The sequence below is a fragment of the Pseudomonas khorasanensis genome, from assembly GCF_014268505.2.
GTDB lineage: Bacteria > Pseudomonadota > Gammaproteobacteria > Pseudomonadales > Pseudomonadaceae > Aquipseudomonas > Aquipseudomonas khorasanensis.
In genome coordinates, this window is the sequence record NZ_JABWQP020000003.1 from 64,801 (window position 1) to 86,557 (window position 21,757).

Here is a 21,757-nt window from a genome sequence, read left to right on the forward strand (position 1 = left end):
ACTCACATTTACTACCACAATCGAACACTGGGTGAAGGCGTTACCAGATGTTGCACAGCAATGATTGCCCCTGTGGCTCAGGGCTTGGCCAGTTTCGGCAGGTCGCCCGTCAACCCAAGCGCTTCGCGCACAAACAACGCCTTGGCCTCGGGCATCTGATCGACCAGCTTCAACCCCGCGTTGCGCAACCAGCGCAGCGGCAGCGGATCGGCCTGGAACAACCGTTCAAAGCCCTCCATCGCCGCCATCAGCGCGAGGTTGTGCGGCATGCGCCGGCGCTCGTAACGGCTCAGCACTTTCACGTCCGCCAGGCGCTCGCCACGTTCATGAGCTTGCAGCAGCACTTCCGCGAGCACGGCGGCGTCGAGGAAACCGAGGTTCACGCCCTGCCCCGCCAGCGGGTGAATGGTGTGCGCCGCATCACCGATCAAGGCCAGACCCTCGGCCACGTAGCGCTTGGCGTGACGCTGACGCAGCGGCACGCAAAGGCGCGGATCGGCGCTGACGACTTCACCAAGGCGCCCTTCGAAGGCGCGTTCCAGCTCGGCGCAGAACGCAGCATCTTCCAGCGCCATCAAGCGCTCGGCTTCACTCGGCGTGGTCGACCAGACGATCGAGCACCAATCCTGCTGCCCGTCGCGCTCCAGCGGCAGGAACGCCAGCGGGCCGTTATCGGTAAACCGCTGCCAGGCGGTTTGGCGGTGCGGTTTGCCGCTGCGCACGCTGGTGACGATGGCATGGTGCAGATAATCCCACTCACGGGTCGCCACGCCGGTCAGGCGGCGAACGGCCGAGTTCGCACCGTCGGCGGCAATCACCAGTGGCGCGCGTAACGTGCGGCCATCGGCCAGGGTCAGGAGCCAGTCATCGCCCGAGCGACGCATCTGTTCCAGCCGTGCGTTGGCCAGCATGCCCAGATCGCAGTCGTGCAGGCGGTCAAGCAACGCATCCTGCACCACGCGGTTTTCGACGATATGACCAAGCACGTCGGCATGCACGCTACTCGCCGAGAAATGAATCTGCCCGGTGCCGCTGCCGTCCCAGACGTGCATGTCGGTGTACGGGCTGCTGCGTCGCTGGGCAATGCCATCCCAAACGCCGAGGCGTTCGAGGATCCGCTGGCTGGCCGCCGACAATGCACTCACCCGAGGCTCAAACACGGCTTCGGCATCGAAGGGTTTGACGCTCAAGGGACTGCCGTCGACCAGCAGGACTTCCAGCCCGCTGTCCTGTAGCGCCAGCGCCAGGGCGCTGCCAACCATTCCGGCTCCGACAATCAGCAGATCTGCGCGCATTTCCATGCCTTATGCCTGTCTCGCTTGCGGCTTGAGCCGCACGTAAAGGGTTTTACCGACTCGCGCCACGAGGTTGCCGGCGCCGTCATGAATGTCGACCTGCAACTGCGGCAGGTATTTCTCGCCGCTGGCGGTCTGCCGGCGAATTTCGTCGAGCAAGGTCTGGTCGATGTTGAACCGGGCGAACACCGGGCCTTTGCCTGGCGCAATGAAATCGATGTCGGCCGCCTTGTCCCAGACGATGTATTTTGATCCGAGGTTTTCCATCAGCATCAGCATGAAAAACGGGTCGACCATCGAATACAGGCTGCCGCCAAACTGGGTGCCGACATAGTTGCGGTTGTACCAGCCCAACCCCATGGACACCTGAACGTCGCGAAAGTCGTCGCTGATGTGCCGAACGCGCACCCCGGCGCCCAGGTACGGCGGATAAAAGGTCATGACCCAGCGCATCAAACGCGCCTTGCCAAACTTTGCGCTCAGCCACTCAAGCATCCGGACGTGTTCCCAGACCCATCGCCTGACGGGCGAACCAGCGCTTGGCAGGTGGCAGCAGATCGAGACCGAGCAAACCGATGTTGCGGCCCAGCGACACCAGCGGCTGATTGCTGCCGAACAGGCGCGTGACCTGATCGGAAAAACCCACCGTCAGTTCCTGATCCAGACGCTGGCGCTCGCGATACGCCTGCAACGTGGCCAGGTCGCCCAGCGGTTTATCGCTGGCGAGCAACGCTGCGGCGAGCGCATCGGTGTCGCGCAAGGAAAGATTGAAACCCTGCCCGGCGATCGGGTGCAGGCTGTGCGCGGCATTGCCGAGCACGGTCAGGTGCGAGCGCACCTGCTCTTCAGCTTCGACCAGTGACAGCGGATACAAATGCCGCGCGCCGACCTGCTTCAGCGTGCCCAGCCGATAGCCGAATACGCCCTGCAATTCGCTGAGGAAATCGCGCTCGCTCAGTTCGACCAGACGCTGCGCATCCATGCCCAGGCGGGTCCAGACCAAAGCGCAGCGATTGTCCGGCAGCGGCAACAGCGCCATCGGCCCTTCGTCGGTGAAACGCTCGAACGCCATGCCGTTGTGCGCTTCGCTCGGGGTGATGTTGGCGATCAGCGCGCTCTGGTTGTAAGGACGGGTGCGCACGTTGATGCCCAACTGCTCGCGCAAACCGGAACGGCCGCCATCGGCAAGCACCGCCAGGTCGCATTCAAGCGTGGTTTCATCGTTGAGCGTCAAACGATAACCATCGGGCAGCGGCTCCATGCGCGCCACTTCAGCCGGACAGCGCCAGGTGATCACGTCCTTGTCGAGGTGCTGCCACAGGCACTGACCGAGCCAGGCGTTTTCCACCACGTAGCCGAGCGCCGGCACGCCCTCTTCCATCGCCGACAAGCACGCGGTGGAGAAGCGACCACGGTCGGACACGTGAATCTGTTTGATCGGCTCGGCACGGCGGGAAATCTCCTGCCAAACGCCCAGTCGTTGATAAATCTGTCGCGAACCAAACGACAACGCCGACGAACGTGCGTCATAGCTCGGCTGCCAGGTATCGCCCGGAGCAAAGGGCTCGATCAGGACGATCTTCCAGCCGCGCGCCTTGGCTCCGGCCTGCAGCGCCAAGGCCAGACTGGCGCCAACCAGACCGCCACCAATGATTGCCAGATTGACTCGACTCATGCTGCGTGTGCCCGTGCTTGCGCCATCAGCGCTTCGATTTCGGCTACGGTTTTCGGTACGCCGCCCGTGAGGATTTCACAACCGGTCCTGGTGACCACCACGTCGTCCTCGATGCGCACGCCGATGCCGCGCCATTTCTTCGCCACGTTCTGATTATCCAGTGCGATGTAGATGCCCGGCTCCACGGTCAGCGCCATGCCGACCTCCAGCACCCGCCATTCGCCGCCGACCTTGTACTCTCCGACATCGTGCACATCCATGCCCAGCCAGTGGCCGGCGCGGTGCATGTAAAACGCTTTGTAGGCTTCGCTGGCAATCAACTCGTCGACCTCGCCCTGCAACAGACCGAGCTTCACCAGGCCGGTCGTGATCACTCGAACCGTGGCTTCGTGCGCCTGATTCCAGTGCTTGTTCGGCGCGATTTCGGCGAAGGCGGCTTCCTGCGAGGCCAGCACCAGCTCATAAATCGCCTTCTGCTCCGGCGAGAACTTCCCGTTCACCGGCCAGGTGCGAGTGATGTCGCTGGCATAGCAGTCGATCTCGCAGCCCGCGTCGATCAGCACCAGATCGCCGTCCTTGAGCGGTGCGTCGTTCTGCTGGTAATGCAGGATGCAGCTGTTGCGTCCGGCCGCGACGATCGATCCGTAGGCCGGCATCTTCGCCCCGCCCTTGCGGAATTCATAATCCAGTTCGGCCTCAAGGCTGTATTCATACAACCCGGGACGGCTGGCCTGCATCGCGCGGACATGGGCCTGGGCCGAGATCCTCGCGGCTTCGCGCATCACCTTCACTTCTGCCGCCGATTTATACAGACGCATGTCGTGCAGCAGATGATCCAGGGCAACAAATTCATTCGGCGGCTGGGCGCCGAGGTGCGCCTTGGAGCGGATCACGTTGATCCAGTCCATCAGGTGCCGGTCGAATTCCGGGTTGCTGCCCATCGCTGAATACACCCGATCGCGGCCTTCGATCAGCCCCGGGAGAATGTCGTCGATGTCAGTGATAGGGAACGCATCGTCGGCGCCGTATTCGCGGATCGCGCCTTCCTGACCTGCGCGCAAGCCATCCCACAATTCGCGTTCGGCGTTGCGCTCACGACAAAACAGCACGTATTCGCCATGCTCGCGACCGGGCATCAATACGATGACAGCTTGCGGTTCGGGAAAGCCGCTGAGGTACTGGAAGTCGCTGTCCTGACGGTAGACGTGCTCGACGTCGCGGTTGCGGATGGCGACCGCGGCGGCGGGCAGGATCGCGATGCTGTTGGGTTCCATCTGCGCCATCAGGGCCTTGCGGCGACGGCTGTATTCCGCTTTGGGGATATGGGTCATGGGCAGATGGCTTTCCCTGGCACGCGATTAATGCAACGACGGCTTGGCGGCTGGCGGCACATCGGCTTTTTTGGTTTCCGAGAACAGCAGCAGCGGCGCGACGCGCAGGTATTCCATCACTTCCATGTAGTCGGACTCGCCGTCTTCGGACTCTTCCAGCGCATCCTGCACCTGAGAAATGGCGGCCAGATCCTGCAGCACTTCGGTGGCTTCAACGCTGAGCATGCTGCTGTCACGGCAGTTGAGGCCGAAACCGCTGAGGAAGCCCTGGCACCATTCGCCCAGCGCAGCGGCGCGGTCGGTCAGTGGAGCATCGTCGGTCGGCAGCAACAGAACGACGGTGACGTCGTCGCCGGTCAGCTCGCCCTTGACCATCTCTTGCAGGCCGATCAAGGCGTTGCGGACGTTGTCCTGGATATCGCCTTCGAGCAGTTCGGCAGCGTCGATCAGCCAGCCTTCGTTATCGAAACCCGCGCCGGCGCAACTGCGCCCGAGCAGCACGCCGTGCAGTTCGGCAGGCGAGACGTTGTGGCCGCTGGAAGTCAGCAGGGTGGCAAAGGCTTGGTACGGGGAATTCGCAATGGTCATGGGCAGCTAGGCGCCAGACGGCGCTATGTCTAGAATGGAGGCCTTGTATCCTACATCGACAGACTCGCCAAGACTATTAAAGGCTGTCCGCCAGTTAACCCATCAGACAGTGAAACCAATGGAAGACAATGACCTGCAAGCGCTGATGGCCAGACTCGAACTGCTGATTGGCCGAGTCGAGCAACTAAAGAGTCAAAACGCACTCTTACTAGCTCAGGAAAAGACCTGGCGCGAGGAACGCGCTCACCTCATTGAAAAAAACGAAATCGCCCGGCGTAAGGTCGAATCGATGATTTCGCGCCTCAAGGCCCTGGAGCAAGACTCATGAGTTCAAGCAATAGCGTTACCGTGCAGATCCTCGACAAAGAGTATTCGATCATCTGCCCCCAGGAAGAGCGCAGCAATCTGGTCAGCGCCGCCCGTTATCTGGACGGCAAGATGCGCGAAATCCGCAGCAGCGGCAAAGTCATCGGCGCCGACCGCATCGCCGTGATGGCCGCGCTGAACATCACTCACGACCTCTTGCACAAAGAAGAGCGCCCGGATATCCAGGCCAGCGGTTCGACCCGTGAACAGGTGCGCGACTTGCTCGATCGTGTCGATCTGGTACTGGCCGACGATCAGAACACAGCCAAGGGCTGATTCGACTGGCTGCTTGAGGTATACTCGCGGCACTCCCTGGGGTGCTTGCCAGTTGACGATGTCCCGGAGCCGATTCGCACTACCCTGGAAGTTGCACGTTGGGCTGGTGTGCATGTCCGCCAGACGGAAAGCCTTAAAGTCTACTGCTTCTTCCACCTTGAACTTTCGGGTTCAAGGGCTGAGTTGACAGCGGTTCATCCGGGGAGCCTGATTCGAATCCGATGTCGGAAAACCGACATCGGATTTTTTATGCGTACGTTTTCGTCCAACCTGCCGAAGCCGAACCATGACCGAACCCGCGCTGCTGCCACGTCCGCAACTCCGCCGCCTGCTACGCAAGGCACGCCGCGCGCTGACGCCGAGCGAACAACGGCAGGCCGCCAAGGGCCTGTTCCGGCAATTGGCCCAAGACCCGCACTTTCGCCGGGCCAGACACATTTCCCTGTACCTGCCCAATGACGGTGAAATCGATCCGCGCCTGCTGCTGCGCGAAGCACAGCGTCGCGGCAAGGCGACCTACCTACCGGTGTTGAGCGCGTGGCCGCGCACCAAAATGGTTTTTCAACGAATCCGTCCCGGCGAGAAACTCAAACCCAACCGTTTCAAGATCCTCGAGCCACGCGCCAATCTGGCTCGCCAGCGCAAGGTCTGGACGCTCGACCTGGTGTTGTTGCCGCTGGTGGGTTTTGACGATGTCGGCGGAAGGCTGGGGATGGGCGGCGGTTTTTATGATCGCAGCCTGGCGTATCTGGCGCGGCGCACTCACTGGCGCAAGCCGACATTGCTGGGCCTGGCGCATGAGTGTCAGAAGGTCGAGCGCCTAGCGCAGGCGAGCTGGGATGTTCCGTTACAAGGCACGGTCACCGACAAGGCGTGGTATTTCGCGCGATAGACGCCGCGCAGAACAGCGGCGTCGAGAAAGCAGAATCAGCGTTTGAAGGCTGTTGACTGTTGCACCTGTTGCGCCACTTCAATCGGCGCATCGGTCTTGCTGGTCCACAGGCTTTGCGCGTAACCGGTGGTCACGACACCCAGGCCAAACAAAATTACCAAAGTCCATAGCAAATCCGGTTTGCGTTTCATCGATTGCCCCCCTCAAGGCACATCATCACGATGACAGCAGCGGTTTCCATTCGTAGGCCGTGCAGCAGCGTCAAGCTTTAAAGGCCGGCATTTTGCGGCAACGTGAACCTGTGCGCAAACGCTGACGTCAACCGACTGTCGGTTTGTCATAAAATTGCCCGACAACCTGCCCAATGACCGCATCAGGAGCAAACGACATGGCCTATTGGCTGATGAAATCAGAGCCCGACGAACTCTCGATCAAGGGTCTGGAAACGCTCGGCAAGGCGCGCTGGGACGGCGTTCGAAATTATCAGGCGCGGAATTTTCTGCGGGCGATGGCGGTGGGTGACCAATTCTTCTTCTACCACTCCAGCTGTCCGGAACCCGGGATTGCCGGGATCGGCAGTATCATCGAAGCGGCCTATCCCGATCCGACAGCGTTGGAGCCGGAGAGTCATTACTTCGATCCGAAGGCTACGCCTGACAAAAATGCGTGGAGTGCGATCGATGTAGCGCATGTCGAGACGTTTGCGCGGGTATTGAAGCTCGACTATCTGAAGCAGCAGACAGCGTTGGCCGAGATGCCACTGGTACAGAAAGGCTCACGGTTGTCGGTGATGCCGGTGACGGCGGAGCAGTGGGCGGCGGTGTTGAAATTGCGGTAGCGGCCACAAAAAAGATCGCAGCCTTCGGCAGCTCCTGCATTTTGAGATGCGGTCCCTGTAGGAGCTGCCGAAGGCTGCGATCTTTTGACTTCGGTGCTTACTGAATGATCAGGTTGTTGAACAACAGATCCTCGACCACCGGCTTGCCAGTCTCGTCATTCATCACTTGCTGCGTCTGCTTCAACGCTTCCTGACGCAGCTTCTCCTTGCCTTCAATACTGCCCATCGCTTCGGTCGATTGCTGAGTGAACAACGCCACCAGCTGGTTGCGGATCAGCGGCTCGTTGGCCTTGACCAGTTTGGTCGACTCTTCTCCGGTCACGCGCAGGGCCACGTCGGCCTTGAAGACCTTCAGCTTCGTCGTGCCGTCCAGCCCATAGTTACCGACGAATGGCGGGCTCAGGGTGATGTAATTGACCTTCGGCGCCTCGCCCTCTTTGGCTTCTTCGGCCGAGGCTGCCACAGGCAGAGACAGGGCCAGCAACAACATGATCCACGCTTTCACAATTCGCTCCTTATCCGGTTTGCGGCCTAGCATAACGACCCGCCGCGCAAGCACAAGCTTATGGCTGCCTATCAGGGTCGGGCATGCTCGTTGACCCGTTTATTCACACACCTACACTTATCGGCCATCACTCCCAAAGGAATAGCCCTGATGAAAGCCGTGCTGTGCAAAGCCTTCGGCCCTGCCGAATCGCTGGCGCTGGAAGACGTCGCCAGTCCTGTCGCGAAGAAGAACGAAATCCTGCTGGACGTGCACGCCGCCGGGGTCAACTTCCCGGACACGCTGATCATCGAGGGCAAGTACCAGTTCAAACCGCCCTTCCCCTTTTCGCCAGGTGGTGAGGCGGCGGGCGTCGTGCGCGAAGTCGGTGAGAAGGTCAGCCATCTCAAGGTCGGCGACCGGGTCATGGCCCTGACTGGCTGGGGCAGCTTCGCCGAGCAGGTCGCCGTGCCGGGTTATAACGTGCTGCCGATTCCGCCGTCGATGGATTTCAACACCGCCGCCGCCTTTAGCATGACTTACGGCACTTCGATGCACGCGCTCAAGCAACGCGCCAATCTTCAGCCCGGCGAAACCCTGTTGGTGCTCGGTGCATCCGGCGGCGTCGGCCTTGCAGCAGTGGAAATCGGCAAGGCCATGGGCGCGCGGGTGATCGCCGCTGCCAGCAGCAGCGAAAAACTCGCCGTAGCCAAAGCTGCTGGCGCCGATGAGCTGATTAACTACAGCGAGACCAGCCTCAAGGACGAAATCAAACGTCTGACCGACGGCCAGGGTGCCGATGTGATCTACGACCCGGTTGGCGGTGACCTCTTTGACCAGGCGATCCGCGCCATTGCCTGGAACGGCCGCCTGCTCGTCGTCGGTTTTGCCAGCGGCCGCATCCCGGAATTACCCGTCAACCTCGCCCTGCTCAAAGGCGCGGCCGTGCTCGGTGTTTTCTGGGGTTCCTTCGCCCAACGCCAGCCGCAGGACAACGCGACGAACTTCCAGCAACTGTTCGGCTGGTTTGGCGAGGGCAAGCTCAAACCGCTGGTGTCGCAGGTGTACCCGCTGAGCGATGCCGCGCAGGCGATCAATGATCTGGGCCAGCGCAAGGCGGTGGGCAAAGTTGTGGTGCAGGTTCGTTGACCCTGACAGGCGATCCGGACCCATGACCGGATCGCTTTCTCTCCCTGCGTGGGACATTTCCCAAAGACTTGCCTTGGTTCGATCTGCAAACCGCAGAAACCCGACAAGGTAACTATTCCCACAACGCCTCGTTCTTATACCTGAGCGACATGTTCATAAAGGAACGCTCGACGGCCAACATTTCTCCTTTTTCGCCGACGCGAAGCGGTGCTATTTTCGGTAACGAAACTGTAACATTCGCATCCGCAGTCAAAACAAGAAAACTGGAGCTCTTGAATGTTTGCTTTCTTTCGTCCCGCCGCACATCAGGCTCCTTTGCCTGAAGAAAAAATCGACAGTACTTATCGGCGCCTGCGCTGGCAGATCTTCGCCGGTATCTTCATCGGCTACGCCGGTTACTATCTGCTGCGCAAGAACTTCTCGCTGGCAATGCCGTACTTGATCGACGAGGGCTACAGCCGTGGCGACCTCGGTCTGGCGATGTCGGCAATTGCTATCGCTTACGGTTTGTCGAAATTCCTCATGGGCCTGGTGTCCGACCGTTCCAACCCGCGCTTCTTCCTGCCGTTCGGCCTGTTGGTGTCGGCTGGCGTGATGTTCGTTTTCGGTTTCGCACCGTGGGCGACGTCCAGCGTGACCATGATGTTCATTCTGCTGTTCATCAATGGCTGGGCTCAGGGCATGGGCTGGCCGCCGAGCGGGCGGACGATGGTGCATTGGTGGTCGCAGAAAGAACGCGGCGGCGTGGTTTCGGTGTGGAACGTGGCGCATAACGTCGGCGGTGGCTTGATTGGCCCGCTGTTCCTGCTTGGCATGGGCCTGTTCAACGACTGGCACGCGGCGTTCTACGTACCGGCAGCGGTAGCGCTGGGCGTTGCGGTGTTTGCCTTTATCACCATGCGTGACACCCCTCAATCGGTAGGCCTGCCACCGATCGAGCAATACAAGAATGATTACCCGGAAGGCTACGACGCCAGCCACGAAGATGAATTCAGCGCCAAGGAAATCTTCGTCAAATACGTGCTGCGCAACAAAATGCTCTGGTACATCGCTCTGGCCAACGTCTTTGTCTATCTGCTGCGCTACGGCGTGCTGGATTGGGCACCGACCTATCTGAAGGAAGCCAAGGGCTTCACCGTGGATAAAACCTCGTGGGCCTACTTCTTCTACGAGTGGGCGGGTATTCCGGGCACGCTGCTGTGCGGCTGGATGTCGGACAAGATCTTCCGTGGCAACCGCGGCCTGACCGGCATGGTGTTCATGGCGCTGGTGACGGTGGCGACTCTGGTTTACTGGCTGAATCCACCTGGCAACCCAATGGTCGACATGATTGCCCTGCTGTCGATCGGTTTCCTGATCTACGGCCCGGTCATGCTGATCGGCCTGCAGGCGCTGGAACTGGCGCCGAAAAAGGCCGCCGGTACAGCGGCGGGTTTCACCGGCCTGTTCGGCTACCTCGGGGGTTCGGTCGCGGCCAGTGCGGCGATGGGTTACACCGTCGACCACTTCGGATGGGATGGCGGGTTCGTCCTGCTGGTGGGCGCTTGCCTGCTGGCAATGGCCTTCCTCGCGCCAACGCTATGGCACAAGCAAGTCGCCAGTCAGAGCCGTGAAGCGGTCGCCTGATCGCTGTGTGATTTACAGCGCTTGAGCCGCGCCTCCAGATTCCGGTCTGGCATGGCGTGGCTGCGCAGGGCGTGCGCGGTCTGCTCGACATAATCGCGAGTGGTGCCGTAACGCCCGCTGGCGCTGGCGAACACCTGGCTGAGCACATGATCCGGCAAGTTGCCGGCATAGCTCGGCAGGTGACGCTCCAGAACGAATCCCAGTGCCTGAACCTGAGTGCCATCTTCGAGCCGGCAATTGAGCCAGTGCGGGCGATAGGAAGGGAATGGCATCTCGCGCTTCCACAGGGCATAAAGCGCGGTATCGAGATTGTCTTCCGGCAGCCGGTAGGCGAATCCGCTGCATGAACCGCCGCGATCCAGACCAAACACCAGACCCGGCATTTCCGGCGTACCACGGTGTTCGTGCGACCACAGGTACAAGCCGCGGTGGTAGCCATGCACGCGACCGCGCACCCGTTCCACTGCTGTGCATTCCGGTCGCCAGATCAACGAACCATACGCGAACAGCCACACCGGCCCGCCCTTGTGGCGCGCCATCGTCGATTGCATGGAAGCGAGAAGTTGTTCGTGCGTCAGCTGCGGCCCAAGATCGAGCCGCGGAGGGTAAGCCAGGTTCAGTATTGCGTTTTCAATGGCGCTCATGGCGAATAGCGTTCAGCTCCCCGCGGGTGAAGAATTACTTAATAGAACGCACCGCTGTAACAATAAGGCACATATGTTTCCAGGCAAATTAAGTGCCATTGCACTGTTCGTTATTAATTGCCTGATTGGTATATAACCTAGCGGTATTTATTTAATTACATAAATACCGTTCGGCTATATACCCGGTTATAAGGGAATCAGGAGCGAGGCGCGTAGGCGAAGACGTCGGCGCGCATCTGGTGAGCGTCCATCCCTGCGTCAACCAACGCATCGAGCGTGCCATAGACCATGGCCGGCGAACCGCTGGCGTAGACGTGCAGTGATTTCAGGTCAGGGAAATCCTCGCAAACCGCCTCATGCAACATCCCGCAGCGCCCTTCCCAGCCGCACTGATCGCTGACGACCTTGTGCAGAAACAGGTTGGGCAGCTTCAGCCATTCGTCCCAATGTTCGATCTGATAAAAATCTTCCGGACGGCGCACGCCCCAGTACAGATGCACCGGATGCTTGAAGCCCTCGGCGCGGCAATGTTCGATCAGGCTGTGAATCTGCCCCATGCCGGTGCCAGCGGCGACCAGTACCAGCGGACCGTCGGGCAGCTCGGCAAGATGGGTATCGCCGAACGGCAGTTCGACACGCACCATCGCGTTGCGTTGCAGTTGCTCGATCAGGCTCAGCGCACTGGCTTCGCGCGCCAGCACGTGGATTTCCAGGTCTCGCCCGCCGTGCGGTGCCGAAGCCATGGAGAATGCCGATTTCTCGCCCGTCTCACGTTCGATCATCAGATACTGCCCAGCGTGATAGCGCGGCGACTTACCCGCCGGCGCGCGCAATCGCACACGCCACGTATCACCGCCGACTTCGCGGCATTCGATGACCTGACACGACAGACTGCGCACCGGCAGTTCGCCCAGAGCGAGCACGCCATCCCACAACAGCACGCAGTCTTCCAGCGGTTCGGCGATGCAGGTGTAGAACTCGCCGTGATCATGGACTTTACCGGCCTGCTCCACACGCCCTTCAACAAGCAGCGCCGCACACACATGGCAATTGCCGTTGCGGCAGCTTTGCGGGCAGTCATAGCCCAGGCGCCGCGCGCCATCGAGAATCCGCTCACCGGGCTGTATCTCGAGTACCGCTCCGGAAGGCTGCAGGGTTACACGCATCAATCTATTCCTAACTGATTCCAGATGGCATCGATCCGTTGGGTCACGGCGTCGTCCTTGACGATCACACGACCCCATTCGCGAGTGGTCTCGCCTGGCCACTTGTGAGTGGCATCGAGGCCCATTTTCGAGCCCAGACCGGAGATCGGCGAGGCGAAGTCGAGGTAGTCGATCGGCGTGTTATCGATCATCACTGTATCGCGCTTGGGATCCATGCGCGTGGTGATGGCCCAGACAACGTCGTTCCAGTCGCGGGCATTGATATCGTCGTCGGTGACAATAACGAACTTGGTGTACATGAACTGTCGCAAAAACGACCAGACACCGAGCATCACGCGCTTGGCGTGTCCCGGATACGACTTCTTCATGGTCACGATGGCCATGCGATACGAGCAGCCTTCCGGCGGCAAATAGAAGTCGGTGATCTCCGGGAACTGCTTCTGCAGGATCGGGACGAACACTTCGTTCAGCGCCACGCCGAGGATCGCCGGCTCGTCCGGCGGACGCCCGGTGTAGGTGCTGTGGTAAATCGGTTTGACCCGGTGGGTGATGCGCTCGACGGTGAACACCGGGAAGCTGTCGACTTCGTTGTAGTAACCGGTGTGGTCGCCGTACGGGCCTTCATCGGCCATCTCGCCTGGATGGATCACCCCTTCGAGGATGATCTCGGCAGTGGCCGGCACTTGCAGATCGTTGCCACGACACTTGACGAGTTCGGTGCGGTTACCGCGCAGCAGACCGGCGAAAGCGTATTCGGAAAGGCTGTCCGGCACCGGCGTTACGGCGCCGAGGATGGTCGCCGGGTCCGCGCCAAGCGCCACGGACACCGGGAAAGGCTGGCCCGGATGCTTCTCACACCACTCGCGAAAATCCAGCGCGCCACCACGGTGGCTGAGCCAGCGCATGATCACCTTGTTGCGGCCGATCACCTGCTGACGATAGATGCCGAGGTTCTGGCGCTCCTTGTTAGGGCCCTTGGTGACGGTCAGGCCCCAAGTGATCAGCGGGCCGACGTCGCCCGGCCAGCAGGTTTGCACCGGCAGCATCGCCAGGTCGACATCGTCACCTTCGATGACCACTTCCTGACAGGCGGCGTCTTTGACGACCTTTGGCGCCATCGAAATGATCTTGCGGAAGATCGGCAGTTTCGACCACGCGTCCTTCAAACCCTTCGGCGGCTCCGGCTCCTTGAGGAAGGCCAGCAGCTTGCCGATTTCGCGCAGTTCGCTGACCGACTCGGCGCCCATGCCCATGGCCACCCGCTCGGGTGTGCCGAACAGGTTGCCGAGCACCGGAATGTCGTAACCGGTGGGTTTTTCGAACAGCAGCGCCGGGCCTTTGGCTCGCAACGTGCGGTCGCACACCTCAGTCATCTCCAGCACCGGCGAGACGGGAATCTGGATGCGTTTCAACTCTCCGCGCTGCTCAAGCTGCTGCACGAAATCCCGAAGATCCTTGAATTTCATTGACGATGGCACCCTCAAAATAGGCGTACATCCTACCTGCTCTGACGGGCAAACAGCAGCCCGTCAGTGTCCGGCATCGCTCAATGGTGGCTTGCGCCCAACAACATCGGCGCAAACAACGGGCTGAGCCTGGCGCTGCCGGCGTCGGAAAGATGGTCGGCATCCTTGTACTGCGAATGGCCGTCGACATCGATCATGCACAGGCCGTCCTTGCACATCAGCGGCGTCGGATCGATGACGTGCACGCCGGCATCCGCAGCATTCATCGAGCCGAACAGGCCGGTGAAAAACTGCTGCCGAGCCAGATGCTCGCCGAGCGGGCGACCCAGCCCCTCGGCGGAACGGCCGATGCGCGCCAGACTGGTCAGGCGACTGATGTAGCTTTTGTGCTGCAGCGGCACTTCCTTGAACAGCCAGACCCGCGCCCCGGCGTCGCGCAGTTCACTGACCTGAGCCTTGATCGCCGCAGCCATGCGCTGCTCGGATTGCGCGACATTTCGCGAGGGATCCAGCAGGAACTGCTTGTCACCATCGCCGTCTTCACGACCGTAGACGTACAGGCTCCAATTCGCCGCCAGCACCACGTCCCTGATGCCCAGTTCACGGACAAGTTGCATATTGCGCTGATTGAATTCCTTGCACTGTGGGCGCAGGCCGCCATCGATGATCGGTGGGCACCCCGTGAGGCTGTAGAGCCACACCGGCTGGCCGTCACGCTGGCTATTGCCTTCGATGGCCGGCAGCAGCGCCGCGGCGTGACTGTCGCCCCAGAACATTTTCGTCGGGGCAATCCTCTGATCGCCTCCCACGCGACACGCCTTGTCCAGAGTCTTGTCCTTGCTCATGTGCATGCATTTCATTTGCCCGGCGTTCCATTCCTGGGACTGGGCATATTCCAGAGCTTTACCGCTCAGGCGCTGGGGCACACCGTCCGCCGAGCGAATGGCCGAGCCGACCACCGCCAGCGCGGCAATGGACACCAGGCCGCCCACCAGCACTGAGTTGCGGCTGGCGAACACCCGCTTCTCGCGAAACGGCAGCTCGACAAACCGCAGGCTCAGCCACGCCAGCGCTACCGCCAGTGCGATCCAGCCAAGCGCTTCAAGCGGCTGGATGCCGTCGATGGAGATCGCGTTGGCATATACGTAAATCGGCCAATGCCAAAGGTACAGCGAATACGACAGCAAACCGATCCACACCATCGCTGGCAAGCTCAGCAATCGGCCGGCCAGGGTTGGCCCCCGTGCGCCCGACCAGATCAGCGCCGTGGTGCCCAACACCGGCAACAACGCCGCCCAGCCCGGAAACACAGTGGATTTGTCGAAGGTGAACACTGCCAGCAGCACCGCCGCCAGGCCGGCGACGCCCACTGTCTGTCGAACCCACAACCGCGGGGCATGTTTCGCAGCAGGCAGCACCGCCAACATGGCGCCACAAAGCAGTTCCCAGGCGCGGGTCGGCAGAGAGAAAAAGGCAAATTCCGGCCGGCGCTCGATGTACACGATGTTCAGCCCGAACGACACCAGCAACACCGCGAACAGCATCCAGCGCCAATGCCGGACATAACGCATCAACAGCACCATCATCAGCGGGAAGAAGATGTAGTACTGCTCTTCCACAGCCAGCGACCATGTATGCAACAGCGGTTTGAGATCCGACGCCGGCTCGAAATAGCCGTCTTCGCGCATGAACAGGATGTTGGAAATGAACAACGACTGGTAACGAATCGTCCGCCCCAGATCCGACAGGTCTTTGGCCGTCAGCAACAACCAGCCCAACGCCAGTGTCACCACCACGACCAGCGTCAGCGCCGGCAAAATACGCCGGGCGCGGCGGCCCCAGAAATCGAGGAAACTGAAGCGCTGCGCGCTGATGTCGCGAAACAGGATCGAGGTGATCAAAAATCCGGAGATGACGAAGAAAACATCCACGCCGACAAAGCCGCCGCTGAATGTATTGAATCCGAAATGAAACAGCACGACGGGAAGTACCGCGAGTGCGCGTAATCCGTCGATATCACGGCGATTGCCAAACGTGTGCATAGCCCTTCTTATCCTTGTAGGTACAAATCCGATCCAAACAAGGACAGTTGCGCTTCAAGAAAGTTATGCACGACAAAGGCAAAAAAAAACGCCCCCTCGCGGGAGCGTTTTTTTTCAACGGCTTACGTATTACTTGCGCTTCATCGACAAAAAGAACTCGTCGTTGGTCTTGGTCGTTTTCAGCTTGTCGACCAGGAACTCAATGGCGGCGATTTCGTCCATCGGGTGCAGCAGCTTGCGCAAAATCCACATGCGCTGCAGCTCGTCGTCGGCAGTCAGCAACTCTTCGCGGCGGGTGCCGGAACGGTTGATGTTGATGGCCGGGAACACACGCTTCTCGGCGATCCTGCGATCCAGAGGCAGCTCCATGTTGCCGGTACCCTTGAACTCTTCGTAGATCACTTCGTCCATCTTCGAGCCGGTTTCAACCAGCGCGGTGGCGATAATGGTCAGCGAGCCGCCTTCTTCGATGTTACGCGCAGCGCCGAAGAAACGCTTTGGCTTCTCCAGGGCGTGGGCATCGACACCACCGGTCAGAACCTTGCCGGAGCTCGGGATCACGGTGTTGTAGGCACGGGCCAGACGGGTGATGGAGTCGAGCAGAATCACCACGTCTTTCTTGTGTTCGACCAGGCGCTTGGCCTTCTCGATCACCATTTCGGCAACCTGAACGTGACGGGTCGGCGGCTCGTCGAAGGTCGAGGCCACCACTTCGCCGCGCACGGTGCGCTGCATTTCGGTCACTTCTTCCGGACGTTCGTCGATCAGCAATACGATCAGGTGAACTTCAGGGTTGTTACGGGCGATGTTCGCTGCGATGTTCTGCAGCATAATCGTCTTGCCGGCTTTCGGCGGCGCTACGATCAGACCGCGCTGGCCCTTGCCGATCGGCGCGCACAGGTCGATCACACGACCGGTCAGGTCTTCGGTGGAACCGTTACCGGCTTCCATCTTCATGCGCACGGTCGGGAACAGCGGGGTCAGGTTCTCGAAGAGAATCTTGTTCTTCGCGTTCTCGGGACGATCGAAGTTGATCGTGTCGACCTTGAGCAGGGCGAAATACCGCTCGCCTTCCTTCGGAGGGCGAATCTTGCCAACGATGGTGTCACCGGTGCGCAAGTTGAAGCGGCGGATCTGGCTCGGCGAGACGTAGATGTCGTCAGGGCCGGCGAGGTAGGAAGCGTCTGCGGAGCGCAGGAAGCCGAAGCCGTCCTGGAGAATCTCCAGCACGCCATCACCGGAGATTTCCTCGCCGCTTTTAGCGTGCTTTTTGAGCAGGGAGAAAATCACGTCCTGCTTGCGCGAACGGGCCATATTTTCTATGCCCATCTGTTCGGCCAATTCGAGCAGTTCGGTAATCGGCTTTTGCTTGAGTTCAGTCAGATTCATATAGGAATGACGTAATCATTTATGGAGGGGGGAAATTAAGCTTTTGGCTTAATGAGGCCGCGCCGCGGAGAAGGCGACAGGATCGCGAACTAATTCGAAAAGGAGTGCGTCGGCGACGGCTAGCAGGGGGCAATGGAGAAACCAGTGCGGGGCCGAATGTACCACCTGAGTTTCGGAGCGTCTAGCCCTGAATACGCAAAAAGCCCCGCCAATTGCGGGGCTTTTTTCAAGCGTTTTACTGCGACGCTTAGATGTTGGCGTCGAGGAACGCCGCCAGTTGCGACTTCGACAGCGCGCCGACCTTGGTCGCTTCAACGTTGCCGTTCTTGAACAGCATCAGCGTCGGGATACCACGCACGCCATGCTTGGCCGGGGTTTCCTGGTTTTCGTCGATGTTCAGTTTGGCAACGGTCAGCTTGCCCTTGTAGGTCTCGGCAATCTCGTCCAGAACCGGTGCGATCATTTTGCAAGGGCCGCACCATTCAGCCCAGTAGTCGACCAGGACAGCGCCTTCGGCCTTGAGTACGTCGGCTTCGAAGCTAGCGTCGCTAACGTGTTTGATCAGATCGCTGCTCATGGAATTCTCCAGGTTGTAAGCAAAAAAACGTGGCCCATCATAGCCGCCCTTCCCGTGTTCAGGAAGCCGCAGATGATTGAGTGTTGCTATGGCCCTTGATGAGTTTGGGTATAGCTCAAGTCACGCCGTGGCGGGAGCGATGAAGGTGATTCCGGTACGCAGGGCCGCGTTGCGTACGTGTTCCTGCATGGCTTTCTGTGCCGCGCCCGAGGCGCGACGGGCGAGCGCACGGAGGATCTTGCGGTGTTCCTGCCAGGTTTCCATGGCGCGTTCGGCGCGGATGAACGGTAGTTTCTGGCTCTCCAGAAACAGCTCGGCGCTGGCGGTGAGGATGCTCAGCATCGCTTGATTGCCGCTGGAGAGCAGGATGCGCCGATGAAATTCGAAGTCGAGTTTCGCCGCCGCATCAAAGTCGCCCACGCGCAATTGCTCGCGCATCGCCGCGACATTGTCTTCCAGCGCGTCCAGATCAACTGTACTCAACGTTGTCGCGGCCAATCCGGCGGCGAAGCCTTCCAGGGCATAGCGCAGCTGGAAGATGTCCAGCGGCGACGCCTGCGCCGCGAACGGCCAGCCCGGCGCTTCGCCGCGCGGCAGCTCAACCGGCGGTTGCACGAATACGCCCTTGCCCGGCTGAATGCTGACCACGCCCAACGCGCTCAGCGACGACAGCGCTTCACGCAAGGAGGCCCGGCTGACGCCCAGTTGCAGCGCCAGATCCCGTTGCGAAGGCAAGGCCTCGCCGGGGCCGAAGCCCTGTTCGGTGATCAGTTTGCGGATCGCTTGCAGCGCCACTTCGGGTACGGCGCGGGAAATCGAATTCATGGTTTTCGAACGCGTCAGGGCCAAGGTGCGGCTAGTTGTAAAGCTATTCGCCGAGTCCGGCAAGTCGTGCCCCAGCGGGGTTCGGCGCGCGCGACCGATGCGCCATCGCAGTGCGTAAACGGAGCTGACTGTTCAGACCAGTAAGACCGAAAGAACCCGCTGATACCGCGGCCTGCCGAGGCGAACGCCGGCTCTTGGCACGGCCCATGCTCTGTCCGATCACAGAAATCACTTCCCGCCGATCCGGAGATAGTCCATGACCCAGCGTTACAGTGCCCTCCTCGCTTCTTTGTTTGCCGGCCTGCTGCTGTGCCAGGCCCCCGCTCACGCCGACGGTCTGGACGACGTGGTCAAGCGCGGCACATTGAAAGTCGCCGTGCCTCAGGACTTTCCACCGTTCGGCTCGGTCGGCCCGGACATGAAGCCGCGCGGCCTGGATATCGATACGGCGAAACTGCTGGCCGACCAGCTAAAGGTCAAACTTGAATTGACTCCGGTCAACAGCACCAACCGCATTCCGTTCCTGACCACCGGCAAGGTCGACCTGGTGATTTCCAGCCTCGGTAAAAACGCCGAGCGCGAGAAAGTCATCGATTTCTCCCGCGCCTACGCACCGTTCTACCTCGCTGTGTTTGGCCCGCCAGACGCCACCATCACCACCCTCGACGACCTGAAAGGCAAAACCGTCAGCGTCACTCGTGGCGCCATCGAAGACATCGAACTGAGCAAGGTCGCCCCCGAAGGCGTGACCATCAAGCGCTTCGAGGACAACAACTCAACCATTGCCGCCTACCTCGCCGGCCAGGTCGATCTGATCGCCAGCGGCAACGTGGTGATGGTCGCGATCAGCGAAAAGAACCCGAAACGCGTGCCAGCGCTGAAAGTGAAGCTCAAGGATTCGCCGGTCTACGTCGGCGTGAACAAGAACGAAGCGGCGTTGCTGGCCAAGGTCAACGACATCCTGAGCACGGCGAAGGCTGACGGCGCGCTGGAAAAAAATTCGCAGACCTGGCTGAAAGAGCCGCTGCCGGCCGATCTCTGATCGACTGCGCGGGAGACCTTCATGGCTTATCAGTTCGATTTCCTGCCGGTGGTGGAAAACACTGACCTGCTGCTGCGTGGCGCGTTGTTCACTCTTGAGCTGACCGCCATCGGCGCGTTGCTCGGCGTGGGCGTGGGCATTGTCGGGGCGTTGGTGCGAGCGTGGAATATCCGCCCTTTTTCGGCAATATTCGGCGTTTACGTCGAATTGATCCGCAACACGCCGTTTCTGGTGCAGTTGTTCTTCATCTTCTTCGGCCTGCCGTCGCTCGGCGTGCAGATTTCCGAGTGGCAGGCGGCGGTGCTGGCGATGGTGATCAACCTTGGCGCCTATTCGACCGAAATCATCCGCGCCGGCATCCAGGCGATCCCGCGTGGGCAGTTGGAAGCCGCTGCGGCGTTGGCAATGACGCGCTTTGAAGCGTTCCGCCACGTAGTGTTGCTGCCGGCGCTGGGCAAGGTCTGGCCGGCCCTGAGCAGCCAGATCATCATCGTCATGCTCGGGTCGGCAGTGTGCTCGCAAATCGCCACCGAAGAGTTGAGCTTCGCCGCCAACTTCATTCAGTCGCGCAACTTTCGCGCGTTTGAAACCTATGCGCTGACCACCCTTATTTATCTGTGCATGGCGCTGCTGATTCGCCAGTTGCTCAACTGGTTCGGACGTCGATTCATCGCAAGGAGCAGCCTGTGAGCGATTTCACTTTCTGGGACATTCTGCGCAACCTGCTCACCGGCCTGCAATGGACGCTGGCGCTGTCTCTGGTGGCGTTCATTGGCGGCGGCCTCGTCGGGCTGCTGATTCTGGTGATGCGCATCTCGAAAAACGCCTTGTCGAGCAACATCGCCCGCACCTGGATCGAGTTGTTTCAGGGCACGCCGCTGTTGATGCAGCTGTTTTTGGTGTTCTTCGGTGTGGCCCTGGCCGGGATAGAGATTTCACCGTGGATGGCAGCTGCAATAGCGCTGACGTTATTCACCAGCGCCTATCTGGCGGAGATCTGGCGCGGTTGCGTCGAATCAATTCCCCACGGGCAGTGGGAAGCCTCGTCGAGCCTGGCGCTCAACCCGCTGGAGCAACTGCGCTACGTGATCCTGCCGCAGGCGCTGCGCATCGCCGTGGCGCCGACCGTGGGTTTTTCGGTGCAAGTGGTCAAAGGCACGGCGGTGACCTCGATCATCGGTTTCACCGAACTGACCAAGACCGGCGGCATGCTCGCCAACGCCACGTTCGAACCGTTCATGGTCTATGGCCTCGTCGCCCTCGGCTACTTCTTGCTCTGCTACCCCTTGTCCCTCAGTGCGCGCTACCTGGAAAGGAGACTGCATGCCTCTGCTTAGAATTTCCGCCCTGCATAAATACTACGGCGATCACCACGTACTCAAAGGCATCGACCTGAGCGTCGAGGAAGGCCAGGTCGTGGCAATCATCGGCCGCAGCGGCTCGGGCAAATCGACCCTGTTGCGCACACTCAATGGCCTGGAGTCGATCAACGACGGCGTGATCGAAGTCGACGGCGAATACCTCGACGCCGCCCGAGCCGACCTGCGCAGCCTGCGGCAGAAAGTCGGCATGGTGTTCCAGCAGTTCAACCTGTTCCCACACCTCACGGTGGGTGAAAACGTCATGCTCGCGCCGCAGGTGGTCCAGAAAGTGCCGAAAGCCAAGGCTGCGCAGCTGGCGCGCGAGATGCTGGAGCGGGTCGGGCTTGGGGAAAAATTCGATGCCTTTCCGGATCGGTTATCCGGAGGGCAGCAACAGCGCGTAGCGATTGCCCGGGCGTTGGCGATGTCGCCGAAAGTGCTGCTGTGCGATGAGATCACCTCGGCCCTGGATCCGGAGCTGGTCAATGAAGTGCTCAGCGTGGTGCGGCAACTGGCGAAGGAAGGCATGACGCTGATCATGGTCACCCATGAGATGCGTTTTGCCCGCGAAGTCGGGGATAAACTGGTGTTCATGCACCACGGCAAGGTACACGAGGTGGGGGATCCGAAGGTGTTGTTCGCCAATCCGCAGACGGCAGAGCTGGCGAATTTTATTGGCACCGTGGAAGCGACAGCCTGAAGATTTTCTGAGGCAGTGATGCCCT

The 21,757-nt window shown here is 60.4% G+C and carries 24 protein-coding genes and 1 other RNA gene; 11 read left to right on the forward strand and 14 right to left on the reverse strand.

What is annotated here, in order from left to right; translation table 11 throughout:
• Positions 1-77: 77 nt before the first annotated feature.
• Genes HU727_RS09620 through HU727_RS09640 form a run of 5 tightly spaced genes read right to left on the reverse strand, consistent with a single transcriptional unit; the run spans position 78 to position 4,889 of the window.
• The gene (locus HU727_RS09620; protein WP_186531491.1) at positions 78-1,295 is read right to left on the reverse strand and encodes a 2-octaprenyl-3-methyl-6-methoxy-1,4-benzoquinol hydroxylase; all 1,218 of its coding nucleotides are present in this window, start codon (positions 1,293-1,295) and stop codon (positions 78-80) included.
• Between the two features lie 9 nt (positions 1,296-1,304).
• Positions 1,305-1,790, reverse strand: coding sequence for a DUF4442 domain-containing protein (locus HU727_RS09625; protein ID WP_186530836.1), 486 nt, complete (start codon positions 1,788-1,790; stop codon positions 1,305-1,307).
• The gene (gene ubiH, locus HU727_RS09630; protein WP_186530838.1) at positions 1,783-2,970 is read right to left on the reverse strand and encodes a 2-octaprenyl-6-methoxyphenyl hydroxylase; all 1,188 of its coding nucleotides are present in this window, start codon (positions 2,968-2,970) and stop codon (positions 1,783-1,785) included. The genes HU727_RS09625 and ubiH overlap by 8 nt, the downstream gene beginning before the upstream one ends.
• Positions 2,967-4,301: a Xaa-Pro aminopeptidase gene (gene pepP, locus HU727_RS09635; RefSeq protein ID WP_186530840.1), complete on the reverse strand. Its 1,335-nt coding sequence runs from the start codon at positions 4,299-4,301 to the stop codon at positions 2,967-2,969. Before pepP ends, ubiH begins: the two co-directional genes overlap by 4 nt.
• 27 nt (positions 4,302-4,328) lie before the next feature.
• Positions 4,329-4,889, reverse strand: a complete 561-nt coding sequence (locus HU727_RS09640; protein WP_186530842.1) for a YecA/YgfB family protein — start codon at positions 4,887-4,889, stop codon at positions 4,329-4,331.
• A 118-nt stretch (positions 4,890-5,007) separates the two neighbouring features.
• On the opposite strand from HU727_RS09640, the gene HU727_RS09645 reads away from it, so the two are divergent.
• From HU727_RS09645 to HU727_RS09660, 4 genes are all read left to right on the forward strand, one after another.
• On the forward strand, positions 5,008-5,217 hold the full coding sequence (locus HU727_RS09645) for a TIGR02449 family protein (RefSeq protein ID WP_016985919.1): 210 nt from the start codon (positions 5,008-5,010) through the stop codon (positions 5,215-5,217).
• The gene (locus tag HU727_RS09650) at positions 5,214-5,531 is read left to right on the forward strand and encodes a cell division protein ZapA (protein WP_186530844.1); all 318 of its coding nucleotides are present in this window, start codon (positions 5,214-5,216) and stop codon (positions 5,529-5,531) included. Before HU727_RS09645 ends, HU727_RS09650 begins: the two co-directional genes overlap by 4 nt.
• Before the next feature lie 30 nt (positions 5,532-5,561).
• A non-coding RNA gene (gene ssrS / locus HU727_RS09655) (6S RNA) lies at positions 5,562-5,740 on the forward strand.
• A gap of 77 nt (positions 5,741-5,817) precedes the next feature.
• On the forward strand, positions 5,818-6,423 hold the full coding sequence (locus tag HU727_RS09660; protein ID WP_186530846.1) for a 5-formyltetrahydrofolate cyclo-ligase: 606 nt from the start codon (positions 5,818-5,820) through the stop codon (positions 6,421-6,423).
• Positions 6,424-6,458: 35 nt separating this feature from the next.
• On the opposite strand, the gene HU727_RS09665 is transcribed toward HU727_RS09660, so the two are convergent.
• Positions 6,459-6,614 carry a hypothetical protein gene (locus HU727_RS09665; protein WP_086792358.1) on the reverse strand — a complete coding sequence of 52 codons (156 nt, stop codon included), beginning with the start codon at positions 6,612-6,614 and terminating at the stop codon, positions 6,459-6,461.
• Positions 6,615-6,811: 197 nt separating this feature from the next.
• On the opposite strand from HU727_RS09665, the gene HU727_RS09670 reads away from it, so the two are divergent.
• Positions 6,812-7,261: an EVE domain-containing protein gene (locus HU727_RS09670; protein ID WP_186530848.1), complete on the forward strand. Its 450-nt coding sequence runs from the start codon at positions 6,812-6,814 to the stop codon at positions 7,259-7,261.
• 97 nt (positions 7,262-7,358) lie between these two features.
• Here HU727_RS09670 and HU727_RS09675 read toward each other — a convergent pair whose 3' ends face one another.
• Positions 7,359-7,766: a flagellar basal body-associated protein FliL gene (locus HU727_RS09675; RefSeq protein WP_186530850.1), complete on the reverse strand. Its 408-nt coding sequence runs from the start codon at positions 7,764-7,766 to the stop codon at positions 7,359-7,361.
• 150 nt (positions 7,767-7,916) lie between these two features.
• Between HU727_RS09675 and HU727_RS09680 the strand changes: the two genes are divergently transcribed.
• Complete coding sequence (locus HU727_RS09680) at positions 7,917-8,894, forward strand: NADPH:quinone oxidoreductase family protein (RefSeq protein ID WP_186530852.1); 978 nt, start codon at positions 7,917-7,919, stop codon at positions 8,892-8,894.
• Positions 8,895-9,170: 276 nt separating this feature from the next.
• Positions 9,171-10,520 carry a glycerol-3-phosphate transporter gene (gene glpT, locus HU727_RS09685; RefSeq protein ID WP_186530854.1) on the forward strand — a complete coding sequence of 450 codons (1,350 nt, stop codon included), beginning with the start codon at positions 9,171-9,173 and terminating at the stop codon, positions 10,518-10,520.
• Here the strand turns inward: glpT and HU727_RS09690 are convergent.
• From HU727_RS09690 to HU727_RS09720, 7 genes are all read right to left on the reverse strand, one after another.
• The gene (locus HU727_RS09690; protein WP_186530856.1) at positions 10,496-11,164 is read right to left on the reverse strand and encodes a gamma-glutamylcyclotransferase; all 669 of its coding nucleotides are present in this window, start codon (positions 11,162-11,164) and stop codon (positions 10,496-10,498) included. The genes glpT and HU727_RS09690 overlap by 25 nt on opposite strands.
• A gap of 197 nt (positions 11,165-11,361) precedes the next feature.
• A complete protein-coding gene (locus HU727_RS09695; RefSeq protein ID WP_186530858.1) occupies positions 11,362-12,330 on the reverse strand; it encodes a CDP-6-deoxy-delta-3,4-glucoseen reductase in 969 nt (322 codons plus the stop codon).
• Entirely contained in the window at positions 12,330-13,796 is a 1,467-nt protein-coding gene (gene ubiD, locus HU727_RS09700; protein ID WP_186530860.1) for a 4-hydroxy-3-polyprenylbenzoate decarboxylase, read from the reverse strand. Before ubiD ends, HU727_RS09695 begins: the two co-directional genes overlap by 1 nt.
• Before the next feature lie 80 nt (positions 13,797-13,876).
• Positions 13,877-15,838, reverse strand: a complete 1,962-nt coding sequence (locus HU727_RS09705) for an acyltransferase family protein (protein WP_186530862.1) — start codon at positions 15,836-15,838, stop codon at positions 13,877-13,879.
• 129 nt (positions 15,839-15,967) lie between these two features.
• Positions 15,968-17,227, reverse strand: coding sequence for a transcription termination factor Rho (gene rho, locus HU727_RS09710; protein WP_057712815.1), 1,260 nt, complete (start codon positions 17,225-17,227; stop codon positions 15,968-15,970).
• 247 nt (positions 17,228-17,474) lie between these two features.
• Positions 17,475-17,804, reverse strand: a complete 330-nt coding sequence (trxA, locus tag HU727_RS09715) for a thioredoxin TrxA (RefSeq protein ID WP_003206727.1) — start codon at positions 17,802-17,804, stop codon at positions 17,475-17,477.
• Positions 17,805-17,924: 120 nt separating this feature from the next.
• Positions 17,925-18,629 (reverse strand): FadR/GntR family transcriptional regulator, encoded by a 705-nt coding sequence (locus HU727_RS09720; RefSeq protein WP_186530864.1) that lies wholly within the window; start codon positions 18,627-18,629, stop codon positions 17,925-17,927.
• A gap of 256 nt (positions 18,630-18,885) precedes the next feature.
• Here HU727_RS09720 and HU727_RS09725 point away from each other — a divergent pair, with 256 nt between their 5' ends.
• From HU727_RS09725 to HU727_RS09740, 4 genes are read left to right on the forward strand one after another with little or no spacing between them, the layout of a single operon-like run.
• Positions 18,886-19,671, forward strand: a complete 786-nt coding sequence (locus HU727_RS09725) for a transporter substrate-binding domain-containing protein (protein WP_186530866.1) — start codon at positions 18,886-18,888, stop codon at positions 19,669-19,671.
• A 21-nt stretch (positions 19,672-19,692) separates the two neighbouring features.
• Positions 19,693-20,361, forward strand: a complete 669-nt coding sequence (locus HU727_RS09730) for an amino acid ABC transporter permease (RefSeq protein ID WP_186530868.1) — start codon at positions 19,693-19,695, stop codon at positions 20,359-20,361.
• Positions 20,358-21,008, forward strand: a complete 651-nt coding sequence (locus tag HU727_RS09735; RefSeq protein WP_186530870.1) for an amino acid ABC transporter permease — start codon at positions 20,358-20,360, stop codon at positions 21,006-21,008. Before HU727_RS09730 ends, HU727_RS09735 begins: the two co-directional genes overlap by 4 nt.
• Complete coding sequence (locus HU727_RS09740) at positions 20,995-21,732, forward strand: amino acid ABC transporter ATP-binding protein (RefSeq protein ID WP_186530872.1); 738 nt, start codon at positions 20,995-20,997, stop codon at positions 21,730-21,732. Before HU727_RS09735 ends, HU727_RS09740 begins: the two co-directional genes overlap by 14 nt.
• The last annotated feature ends 25 nt before the right edge of the window (positions 21,733-21,757 follow it).

Coding starts and splice junctions, on each gene's coding strand:
- HU727_RS09620 (WP_186531491.1), bottom strand. CDS start 1,295: ATGCGCGCAGATCTGCTGATTGTCGGAGCCGGAATGGTTGGCAGCGCC.
- HU727_RS09625 (WP_186530836.1), bottom strand. CDS start 1,790: ATGCTTGAGTGGCTGAGCGCAAAGTTTGGCAAGGCGCGTTTGATGCGC.
- ubiH (WP_186530838.1), bottom strand. CDS start 2,970: ATGAGTCGAGTCAATCTGGCAATCATTGGTGGCGGTCTGGTTGGCGCC.
- pepP (WP_186530840.1), bottom strand. CDS start 4,301: ATGACCCATATCCCCAAAGCGGAATACAGCCGTCGCCGCAAGGCCCTG.
- HU727_RS09640 (WP_186530842.1), bottom strand. CDS start 4,889: ATGACCATTGCGAATTCCCCGTACCAAGCCTTTGCCACCCTGCTGACT.
- HU727_RS09645 (WP_016985919.1), top strand. CDS start 5,008: ATGGAAGACAATGACCTGCAAGCGCTGATGGCCAGACTCGAACTGCTG.
- HU727_RS09650 (WP_186530844.1), top strand. CDS start 5,214: ATGAGTTCAAGCAATAGCGTTACCGTGCAGATCCTCGACAAAGAGTAT.
- HU727_RS09660 (WP_186530846.1), top strand. CDS start 5,818: ATGACCGAACCCGCGCTGCTGCCACGTCCGCAACTCCGCCGCCTGCTA.
- HU727_RS09665 (WP_086792358.1), bottom strand. CDS start 6,614: ATGAAACGCAAACCGGATTTGCTATGGACTTTGGTAATTTTGTTTGGC.
- HU727_RS09670 (WP_186530848.1), top strand. CDS start 6,812: ATGGCCTATTGGCTGATGAAATCAGAGCCCGACGAACTCTCGATCAAG.
- HU727_RS09680 (WP_186530852.1), top strand. CDS start 7,917: ATGAAAGCCGTGCTGTGCAAAGCCTTCGGCCCTGCCGAATCGCTGGCG.
- glpT (WP_186530854.1), top strand. CDS start 9,171: ATGTTTGCTTTCTTTCGTCCCGCCGCACATCAGGCTCCTTTGCCTGAA.
- HU727_RS09690 (WP_186530856.1), bottom strand. CDS start 11,164: ATGAGCGCCATTGAAAACGCAATACTGAACCTGGCTTACCCTCCGCGG.
- HU727_RS09695 (WP_186530858.1), bottom strand. CDS start 12,330: ATGCGTGTAACCCTGCAGCCTTCCGGAGCGGTACTCGAGATACAGCCC.
- ubiD (WP_186530860.1), bottom strand. CDS start 13,796: ATGAAATTCAAGGATCTTCGGGATTTCGTGCAGCAGCTTGAGCAGCGC.
- HU727_RS09705 (WP_186530862.1), bottom strand. CDS start 15,838: ATGCACACGTTTGGCAATCGCCGTGATATCGACGGATTACGCGCACTC.
- rho (WP_057712815.1), bottom strand. CDS start 17,227: ATGAATCTGACTGAACTCAAGCAAAAGCCGATTACCGAACTGCTCGAA.
- trxA (WP_003206727.1), bottom strand. CDS start 17,804: ATGAGCAGCGATCTGATCAAACACGTTAGCGACGCTAGCTTCGAAGCC.
- HU727_RS09720 (WP_186530864.1), bottom strand. CDS start 18,629: ATGAATTCGATTTCCCGCGCCGTACCCGAAGTGGCGCTGCAAGCGATC.
- HU727_RS09725 (WP_186530866.1), top strand. CDS start 18,886: ATGACCCAGCGTTACAGTGCCCTCCTCGCTTCTTTGTTTGCCGGCCTG.
- HU727_RS09730 (WP_186530868.1), top strand. CDS start 19,693: ATGGCTTATCAGTTCGATTTCCTGCCGGTGGTGGAAAACACTGACCTG.
- HU727_RS09740 (WP_186530872.1), top strand. CDS start 20,995: ATGCCTCTGCTTAGAATTTCCGCCCTGCATAAATACTACGGCGATCAC.